This window comes from Candidatus Neomarinimicrobiota bacterium (genome assembly GCA_030743815.1).
Lineage (GTDB): Bacteria > Fidelibacterota > Marinisomatia > Marinisomatales > S15-B10 > UBA2146.
In genome coordinates, this window is record JASLRT010000098.1 from 1 (window position 1) to 9584 (window position 9584).

Genomic DNA, 9584 nt, shown 5'->3' on the forward strand with positions numbered 1-9584 from the left:
ATCGTGGAAGCGCCCGACGATTTCTACTACTTTAAACTGGTCGGTCCTGAAGAAACCTTGGCCAGCTGGGCTGAGAGCTTCGGCGAATTCATCAGCTCCATCCGGCAAACCGGTTGAGAAAAGGGTAAGACATATTGGCAAACAGTCATGCCATTTCAGGTAGACTCAGCCTTTTGGCACGATGATTGTGATGTATTGTACCGTGAAAAAAAAGAACTGTCTATGTAAATTCAAGAAAGTGGAGTGATAATGATTGCACAAGAAAACGAAGAGACTGTTGAACAGGATGTGAGCGTCGCTGATCCGGAAACTTATCCGGTGATGCCGCTAAGAAATACAGTCCTGTTTCCGCAGCAGGTGATTCCCACCTATATCGGGAGGGAACGCTCCTTGCGCTTAATAGATGATCTGCCTCAAGGAAAGAAAATGATTGTGGTGGTGGCGCAACAGGACGGTTCCATGGAAAATCCTGAAGCCAGCGACCTCTATGAATGGGGTACACTGGCAATTGTGTTGAAGGTCTTTGACATGCCGGACAACAGTAAGTCGGCAATTATACAGGGCGTGGATAGGGTGAAAATTCTCTCTTATATTGCCGATGATCCCTATTTCACCGCCGCCGTGAAGCGGTGGGAGGACAGTGATACCGAAGGTATCGATGTGGAAGCTCTCAGTTCGAATATCCGCAACGTTTTTCAGGAATTGATCAAGATTGCGTCTTATCTGACAGAAGAACACTCGGGCGTACTCAGTAATATCCTCAAAGCCGGACGCCTTGCGGACAGAGTGATTTCCCTTGTAACCATTCCCACAAACGAGAAGCAGCAGATTCTGGAAGAACTCGACGTCAAAGAGAGACTGGAGAAGGCGACGGTCCTGCTTAATCGTGAGATCCAGAGGATTCATTTAGGGGAGAAGATACAATCTGAGGTGCAGGATGAAATCACCAAGACGCAGCGGGAGTATTATCTCAGGGAACAGCTAAAAGCAATTCGGAAAGAGCTGGGTGAAGACGACGAAACAGCCGAACTGAGCGATCTCGAAGAGAAGATAAAAGCGGCTAAAATGAGCGAAGAGGCGGAGAAGGTAGCCCTGAAAGAACTTGACCGTCTCAGCAAGATCCCGCCGCAGTCGCCGGAATATTCCGTCTCGAGGACTTATCTTGACTGGCTTATGGATCTGCCATGGAGCAAATCGACCGAGGACCAGGTCGATACCAAGGAAGCGAAACGGATCCTCGATGAGGATCATTACGGTCTGGACGATGTGAAAGAGAGGATTATCGAGTATCTGGCGGTGAGGAAACTGAAGAAAGAGAAGACTAAAGACAGTCGCGTTAAGGGGCCGATCCTCTGTTTTGTCGGTCCGCCCGGTGTTGGCAAGACGTCGCTGGGCCAATCTATCGCCCGCTCAATGGGGCGAGAATTTGTCAGGATTTCCCTGGGAGGTGTCCGTGATGAGGCGGAGATCCGTGGTCATCGCCGGACCTACATCGGCGCTCTTCCGGGGCGCATACTTCAGAGTCTGAAGAAGGCGGGAACGAATAACCCGCTCTTCATGCTGGATGAGATAGATAAAGTAGGCGCTGACTTCCGTGGCGATCCTTCTTCCGCGCTTCTGGAGGTGCTCGATCCTGAACAGAATTTTTCATTCAGTGATCACTATCTGGAAGTGCCGTTCGACTTGAGCAACGTGATGTTCATCGCAACGGCAAACATCCGGGATCCTATCATTCCAGCACTGCAGGACAGGATGGAGATCCTGGAGTTTTCGGGCTACATCGAACAGGAGAAGATCCAGATTGCCAAACAGTACCTGATCCCGAAGCAGCTGGAGGAGAATGGACTCAGCGACGAAGACTGCAAATTCAACACGGCAGCGATACAGGAATTGATCCGGTCTTACACACGTGAGGCGGGTGTCCGAAATCTTGAGCGGGAGATCGCCAATGTATTACGCAAGGTGGCCCGGGAACGAGCTGAAGGGAAAGAACAATTCGTGAAGATCACCAAAAGTGCCGTGCTCGACTTCCTGGGCGCGCCACGATTCTTCTCAGAAATGGCTGAAAGGATGAAAAAAGCGGGAGTAGTCATCGGGTTGGCGTGGACGTCTGTTGGCGGTGATATTCTGTTCATAGAGGCGACGCGAATGCCCGGTAAGGGTAACCTTACCCTCACGGGGAAGCTGGGTGATGTCATGAAGGAGTCAGCTACGGCGGCACTCTCCTATGTGAGGGCGAATGCTGAAAAACTGGGAATCGATCCCGAATTCCATGAGAAGTATGACATCCACATTCACGTCCCGGCCGGAGCCATTCCGAAGGACGGTCCTTCAGCGGGAACAGCCATATTTACCTCCATCGTATCGCTGCTTACCGATCGCCCTGTAAAGGAGACCCTTGCCATGACAGGAGAGATTACACTGCGTGGTGCTGTCTTGCCTATAGGGGGAGTCAGAGAAAAAGTGACGGCGGCTCATCGGACGGGCTTGCGGGAAGTAATTCTGCCGTTTTTCAACAAGAAGGATCTTGAAGAGATCCCTGAAAAGGTGGTCAAGGATATGACATTTCATTTTGTGAAGGAAGTTTCTGATGTCATTCAACACGCTTTTCCCAAATCGAGGAAAAGGAGCACCACAAACGGTCGCGGCGCGGTCAAGAAAAAGAGAGCCGTCGCCGCTTAGGCGGTTCTCAGAAAAGTAGCCGGGCGCTTAGCTCAGCTGGTTCAGAGCGCCGCCCTTACAAGGCGGAGGTCATAGGTTCGAATCCTATAGCGCCCACCATTCCAATGTCACTGGTTCCCTGTCCGCCTGGGCCTGGGCTAGTATCAAAATTCCACAAGAACTGGTCGAATGACATTTTTTGGCACATCCCGCAATGCTGTCAAGACTCAAATCTGGATAGCAATAAGTGTGTACGTTCTGATCGCCATCATAAGTTAAAACCTTATTATTGGTAACTTCATCAAGTTAAGCTAAAATCGATAAACTTATTTGATGTGCACAGAATAGGACCCGCAGCTAGTAAAAAGACTAAGTAGAGAATAAGGCTAGGGGAAACAGTATACAGTGATAAAGCAAAAGAACATATCTGCCGGAAGACCAACATGGGCAACGTGTGCCTTTCTGACTTCCGCGTGGTTTTACAGTTGTTCGCTTGAGGTGCCTACCGATCTTCCATCCTGGACTGTGACAATAGATTTTCCGCTAACAGAAGAGAGTGTGACGCTGGAGAGCATTCTGGATGACTCCCTCATTCAAAAGATTCCCGACGATGAGGGTGGAGCTCCCATACTGTTCGCCTTCCGAGATACGATGGATATCGATGAGAAGACCTTCGATGACGCGGTGGGGGTTGATCCCATCGAGAAGCTCATCAATTCTCCCCTTGACACCATCAAACTGAGCAACATTGATCCTTCAAAAACAGATCCCTTTCTGTTCAGCGAAATATACCCGGCCGTCAGCAGTGTCTCTGGCGGCAATGTTATTCCATCTTTTGCTCTTCAGCCCATTGCAAAGAGCTTTACTTTCGATAGCTTTAAGTCCGCCGATTTTGTCGGTGGGACGCTATCTCTGACAATTGCGAATAATATGGTGATCGCCCTCGGCCCTCCTGTCATAGTGGATTTACAGGATGCAAACGGGACGACCCTGTTAACCTCCGCCGCTAAGTGGGAGGAAGAGATTGGCGTCAACAGTTCGTCGACTAAGGAAATGGATCTCACGGGTGTGACGCTGCCGGGTGATATCAAGATTCTAGTAACAGGAACCTCTTCAGGGTCAAAAGGGAACACTATCACGATTGACTCAGCCGCCAGAAAGTCAAGCTTCACCGTCGAGATCTCAGGCCAAGAACCGAAAGTAATCTCGGCGTTGGCTAAGGTGCCGGAGCAGACTATTGATGAGAAGGGCATCATCGAACTAGACTCCGGGAACAGAGTGGAGCGAGCTAAGATCAATGAGGGGACACTGGAAGTCGCCATCAATAATCGCTTGGACCTGGATGCAGATCTTTACCTTGAGATCGCATCGCTGCAAGACAATGGAAGCCCCTTTTCGACAACTATAAGTATGCCGAGGAAGAATGAAATCCTGTCTTCCTACGATCTTGCCGGCAACTGGATGGTGCTGGATCTTGCGCTCGATCCCCAGGAGGTGAATTATTCTTATCAGGTAGTGACGGAAGCTACGGAGAGTGATGTTGTTGAACCGTACCGGTCCGTTGAGAGTACGGACAGCATCACAGTTCGGATCGACCTTTACGGCTCAGAAGCTGGCGATGATCTTGTCTTCTCAGAGATTACTGGTATCATTGAAGCGATGGAGCAACCTGTCGATACGATCCGGCAGGAAATAACAACGCTACCAGAAGAGTTTGACGGCATGGATTTCACGGAAGTAGACATGTCTATGACCTTTGATACGGATATCGCGATTCCGGTGCGGCTCGATCTCGATATTGTTGCTTCAAACATCGACACGGCGACCACGAGAATTGTTAGAGGGTGGAACATTACTCATCCAGACAGTCATACGATCATCATCCCTGACGCCGAGGCATTGATCAACATCAAGCCCGATTCGATTCTCGCCTTCGGCAAAGCCATTGTAGGGGGTGGAGAAGACGTCATCACCTTCTATGGTACGGAAACGTTCAAAGGGAAATTCCTTATATCGATCCCCTTCGTTTTCGAGCTGACTGATGCCGCTGTCGTTGAGCTGGATGCCGAAAAAGTGGAACGGGAATTTCCCGAAGAACTCGAAGCTCTGAAAATATTCCTCGATTACGACAATCAGTTCGATTTCGGCAATGACATCACACTAATGGTGGCCGAGGATACCGCCTACTTCGAATCAGGATCGTCAGTCTCACCGGATATCCTGGCGAGCGTCACCCTCAATCCCAACTCAGCGTCACTTGATTCCTTTGTTATGTCTCAAGACAAGATCGACCTGTTCAAAGATGACCTATATATAAAAACAAAGATCGAAATCACTGGTGAGGAAGATGCCGATGGAAATCCAGTACCTGTTAAGTTTCTTTCCACGGAATCTCTGAGCATCCTCTTTTATGGATCGATCGAATATCTAGTGGACCCTGAAGATGAATAAAAGCAGCAGACCAATTTACATAAGTATTCTCCTTTCAATGCTCCTGTTAGGTGTGCACGTCTTGGATGGCCAGGTGAATATGAGTGCCCGTTCCATCGGTGTGGCAGGAACCTATATGACGCAGTCAAGAGGTGTCGACGCCATTGGCTGGAATCCTGCTAATCTTGGCTACTGGGAGGCGCACAAGCCACTCGTCGTCGATGAAGCGGAGCTTACGGCGATTGAGCAGCCCGTACCCGTGATGCCTGAAGTGGAGATTTCTGTCAATGTTGATGAAACGGCATTACAACTTGACACCTTGGTTGAAGACCTGATTGTAGCGCAAGCGGCGCCCGATGTTGATTCGGTGGCGGTTGAGCCGACCGAACCGGTAGTCAAACTTCAGCCTGAACCGATAAGTGATGAGCCTGTTATACAAGAGCCCGCACTCATCAGTGCGCCCGCTGTAAGGGTCCGCAAGGCTTTACGGGTACCCTTCTTCTCAGCGGCAGGGCAATTGGACAATAGCGTAATCTCTCCAGCATGGATAAGCCAGTACCTGAGCAGTGGCGGATATCTCGATAAAGAGGTTAAAGAGGAGATGCTAAACACGTTTCCTGAAACGGGATGGAGTCTTGTCCCGGCTATCCGCGCGCCATTCGGTGTGGCTATCGGAAACTTTGCTTTCTCGATCAACCTTGAGGTAAACGGTTCGGTGGTGATCCCGAAAGATATGATGGGTATGATCTTCAACGGACTGCGGTTTGATGAACCGGTATCACTGGATGATTATAGAAGTGACGTGCAAGCGGTTGTCCCCATCTCTTTCGCTTACGGCAAAGAGATGACGGGGAACGCCACCTTAGACAAAGTTTTTAAACGATTCTTTGTGGGTGGCGCATTGAAATACCTCTACGGTGTAAGCAGGCTGAGGACAGAGAGTTTTTCAGGGTCAATCTCGACGCATAAAGAATTGGTACAGTTTAGCGGCAGTTCAAGTGCCATGATGGCGTTGTTTAACGGGAGCGGATTTGCTCTGGATCTGGGTGCCGCAGCGGATGTCAATGATAGGATGTCGGCGGGACTCTCACTGCACAACCTCCTTGGTACGATTCAGTGGACGAACGCCTCCACCTACGACGCCACATTCGATCTTAACACGAAGGGTGTGGATCTCACAGACAACGCTCAGGTTGATTCCCTTTCTGATAACTTTTTAACGGAAGAAGAGTCGTCTGGCGAAACTGTCAAGACCAGCTATCCTACTTATCTTTTAGCAGGACTTCAGTACAATCTCGCTCCGAAAATGACCATCTACGCTAACTACCGGCAATACTTTGTGGAAGAGTTGAACTTCGATACGTCACCGATCTTTTCGGTGGCGGCTGAAGCGAGACCCGCGGCGTGGCTCCCCCTACGGCTGGGTTTCAGTTTCGGCGGCTTTGAGGAGTTTAAATGGGGGACAGGTTTCGGACTCAATTTTGCCGGCTACCATCTTGATGTCGGATTCTCCCAGACGAGGGGCATGTTCAATGATGCCAAGGGAGTGTCAATAGCCTTTGAACAGACGTTCTTTTTCTAAACCGAACTCTTAACCCAATTCTCGATTTTCCGTACTGACGTTTTCTTAGATTGAACTAACCGCAGACAAGTCTGCTCACAGAACCTGCCTTTCAAGCACGAGGGTCACGGGTTTTCTTCCGGCTCGTGAGAGAATCCAGCAAAATCCATACTTCCACAATAATACGGGGTCATTACCACGCCTTGTTTGTATCTTAGCTTCCCCGTTATGAAGCAGAAAGTGGCCTCGGCAACGCTTTATCGCTGGCAGATAGTTGTCATCGGATTTCTGATCTTCAGCCTGAATGTAGGTAAGGCGCAGCCCGCCGACACGACCGCAAACATTCTAGATGACTCTTCCGCCGTGGTGCAAGTTATCGATCCGTGGTTTTCTAAGGATAAAGTGTACCATTTCGTACTAAGTTATGCATGGGTTGGCGGCTCGTACTGCCTCATGGCGCAGAACAGTGATCTACCTGCTGAATCTGCCATGGCGATTGCTGTCTCCAGCGGAATTGTCTTGGGATTGGTCAAAGAGATTATGGACAGTCGCAGGCCGAGAGGATTCTTCAGTAAGAAGGACCTGATTTTCAATCTTGCCGGAGCGGTTGCAGCCGCACTGACCTTCAGGAATCGAGATTAGGTTAACGGCCTCAGATTGGGGGTAACAAGAGGATGAGTAGAATCAGCAGACGTGAATTTGTGAAATCTACCGCAACTGTCGCTGCGGGAGCCGCGATCCTGCCGGCGGGGCTATTGCGTAGATCGCTCACGAGGGAAAGGGTGCGTATCGGCGTTATCGGCACGGGACTGAGAGGTCAATGGCACATTCAGCTTGCCCTGAGACGCCAAGATGTGGAGGTGCCCACCATCTGCGACATAGACGAAGGGATGATCGGCATGGCGCTGAAGGTTTATCAGGAGGCCGGACGCAAAAAGCCTGTAATCTATCGCAAAGGACCTGAGGATTACCTCAATATGCTCGAGCGGGAAGATCTGGATGGCGTCATCATCGCCACACCGTGGGAATGGCATGCGCCTATGGCACTGGCCGCCATGGAGGCGGGGATGCATGTGGGGGTGGAGGTCCCCGCGGCTCTGACTGTGGAGGATTGCTGGTATCTCGTTGATACGTCGGAGCGGACGGGAAAATTCTGCATGATCCTGGAGAACGTTTGCTACCGCCGCGATGTGATGGCCGTCCTCAACATGATCAGGAAAGGGCTGTTCGGTGAACTCCTTCACTGTCACTGCGGTTATCAGCATGATCTCCGTCACGTGAAGTTCAACGACGGTAAACAGGCTTACGGCGGCGGGGTTGAGTTCGGCGAAAAAGGGTTCAGTGAGGCTAAGTGGCGGACGAACCATTCCGTCAACAGGAACGGTGATCTCTACCCCACACACGGCGCCGGTCCCGTTTCAACAATGCTGGACATCAACCGCGGCAACCGGTTTGTCCATCTTACATCCACTGCCACCCAGTCGCGGGGCTTGCATAAGTACATTTTGGATCAGGAGGGCGAGGACCATCCCAATGCCAAGGTCGAGTTTAAGCTCGGCGACATCGTAACGACAGTCATCAAGTGTGCCAACGGGCAGACCGTGGTCGTAAGTCACGACACCAATTCTCCCCGTCCCTATTCTCTCAACTTTCGTGTGCAGGGGACGAAGGGGCTGTGGATGGTGGACAACGACTCCATCTATATCGAAAGCGTCAGTCCGGAAGAAAATAGATGGGAGCCGGCGGCACCTTACCTCGAAAGGTACGATCATCCGCTCTGGAAGCGCTTCGCCGGTCAGGCTGCCGGCGCCGGTCACGGCGGTATGGATTTCTTCATCGTTAGAGCATTTCTCGAGTCCGTAAAGAGAGATGCGGCTCCACCTGTCGATGTCTATGATGCAGTCTCCATGAGTGTCATCAGCCCACTCTCTGAACAGTCCATCGCTAGCGGCAGTTCAGCCGTGAAGTTTCCTGACTTTACGCGTGGAAAGTGGAAATCCAACACGCCTATCTTTGCCCTCACAGATGATATTTAGCATATGACGCTCTCAACCATCGACTGGATCATCGTATTTGCCTACTTTGTCCTCTCTCTGGTGGTGGGGATATGGGCATCAAAAAAAGCCGGCCGGGACACGCAGTCCTTTTTCTTGGCCGGGCGCAACATGCCGTGGTGGCTGTTGGGTGTTTCCATGGTAGCAACTACCTTTTCGACGGACACGCCTAATCTCGTCACCGATCTGGTGCGGCAGAACGGCGTCAGCGGCAACTGGGTCTGGTGGGCGTTCCTGCTGACGGGGATGCTGACAGTCTTTGTCTATGCCAATCTCTGGCGGCGTTCCGGCGTGCTGACCGATATTGAATTCTATGAACTGCGCTACAGCGGCAGGGCGGCGGCTTTCCTGAGAGGATTCCGCGCGCTCTATCTTGGATTGATCTTTAACGTGCTGGTGATGGGATCGGTAAGCCTGGCAGCAATCAAGTTTGGCGAAATAGTTCTGGGATGGCCCGGCTGGATGACCCTCACAATCGCATGTTCTGTTACATTAGCCTACAGTGCTCTCGGGGGATTGAAAGCGATCATTATCACCGATTTCGTGCAGTTCATCCTGGCTATGACGGGATCGATCTGGGCGTGTATCTATCTGCTTGGTCTGGAACAGGTGGGGGGACTGGCCAATCTCCTAACGAACGAGAACGTGGAAGACCGACTGGCACTGATTCCTGATCTTTCCAATCCTGACGTCTGGGTACCCGTTCTGCTGGTACCGCTGGCGGTCCAGTGGTGGGCCAGCTATTATCCCGGCGCCGAACCCGGAGGCGGCGGTTACATCGCTCAGCGAATGTTTTCAGCAAAGGATGAGACGAACGCCGTAGGAGCTACTTTTCTATTCAACGTTGCACACTACGCCCTCAGGCCGTGGCCGTGGAT

Annotated in this window: 6 protein-coding genes and 1 tRNA gene; all 7 read left to right on the forward strand. The window is 51.1% G+C overall.

The window, feature by feature from the left end:
• Window positions 1–249 precede the first annotated feature (249 nt).
• Window positions 250–2682: an endopeptidase La gene (gene lon, locus QF669_08415; GenBank protein ID MDP6457456.1), complete on the forward strand. Its 2433-nt coding sequence runs from the start codon at window positions 250–252 to the stop codon at window positions 2680–2682.
• A gap of 21 nt (window positions 2683–2703) precedes the next feature.
• A tRNA-Val gene (locus tag QF669_08420) sits at window positions 2704–2781 on the forward strand.
• Window positions 2782–3066: 285 nt separating this feature from the next.
• The gene (locus QF669_08425) at window positions 3067–5112 is read left to right on the forward strand and encodes a hypothetical protein (protein ID MDP6457457.1); all 2046 of its coding nucleotides are present in this window, start codon (window positions 3067–3069) and stop codon (window positions 5110–5112) included.
• Window positions 5105–6673, forward strand: coding sequence for a DUF5723 family protein (locus QF669_08430; protein MDP6457458.1), 1569 nt, complete (start codon window positions 5105–5107; stop codon window positions 6671–6673). The genes QF669_08425 and QF669_08430 overlap by 8 nt, the downstream gene beginning before the upstream one ends.
• 207 nt (window positions 6674–6880) lie before the next feature.
• Entirely contained in the window at window positions 6881–7294 is a 414-nt protein-coding gene (locus QF669_08435; GenBank protein ID MDP6457459.1) for a hypothetical protein, read from the forward strand.
• A 32-nt stretch (window positions 7295–7326) separates the two neighbouring features.
• Entirely contained in the window at window positions 7327–8688 is a 1362-nt protein-coding gene (locus QF669_08440; GenBank protein MDP6457460.1) for a Gfo/Idh/MocA family oxidoreductase, read from the forward strand.
• A gap of 3 nt (window positions 8689–8691) precedes the next feature.
• Window positions 8692–9584, forward strand: an 893-nt coding sequence (locus QF669_08445) for a Na+:solute symporter (GenBank protein MDP6457461.1), incomplete at its 3' end; no start/stop codon positions are given.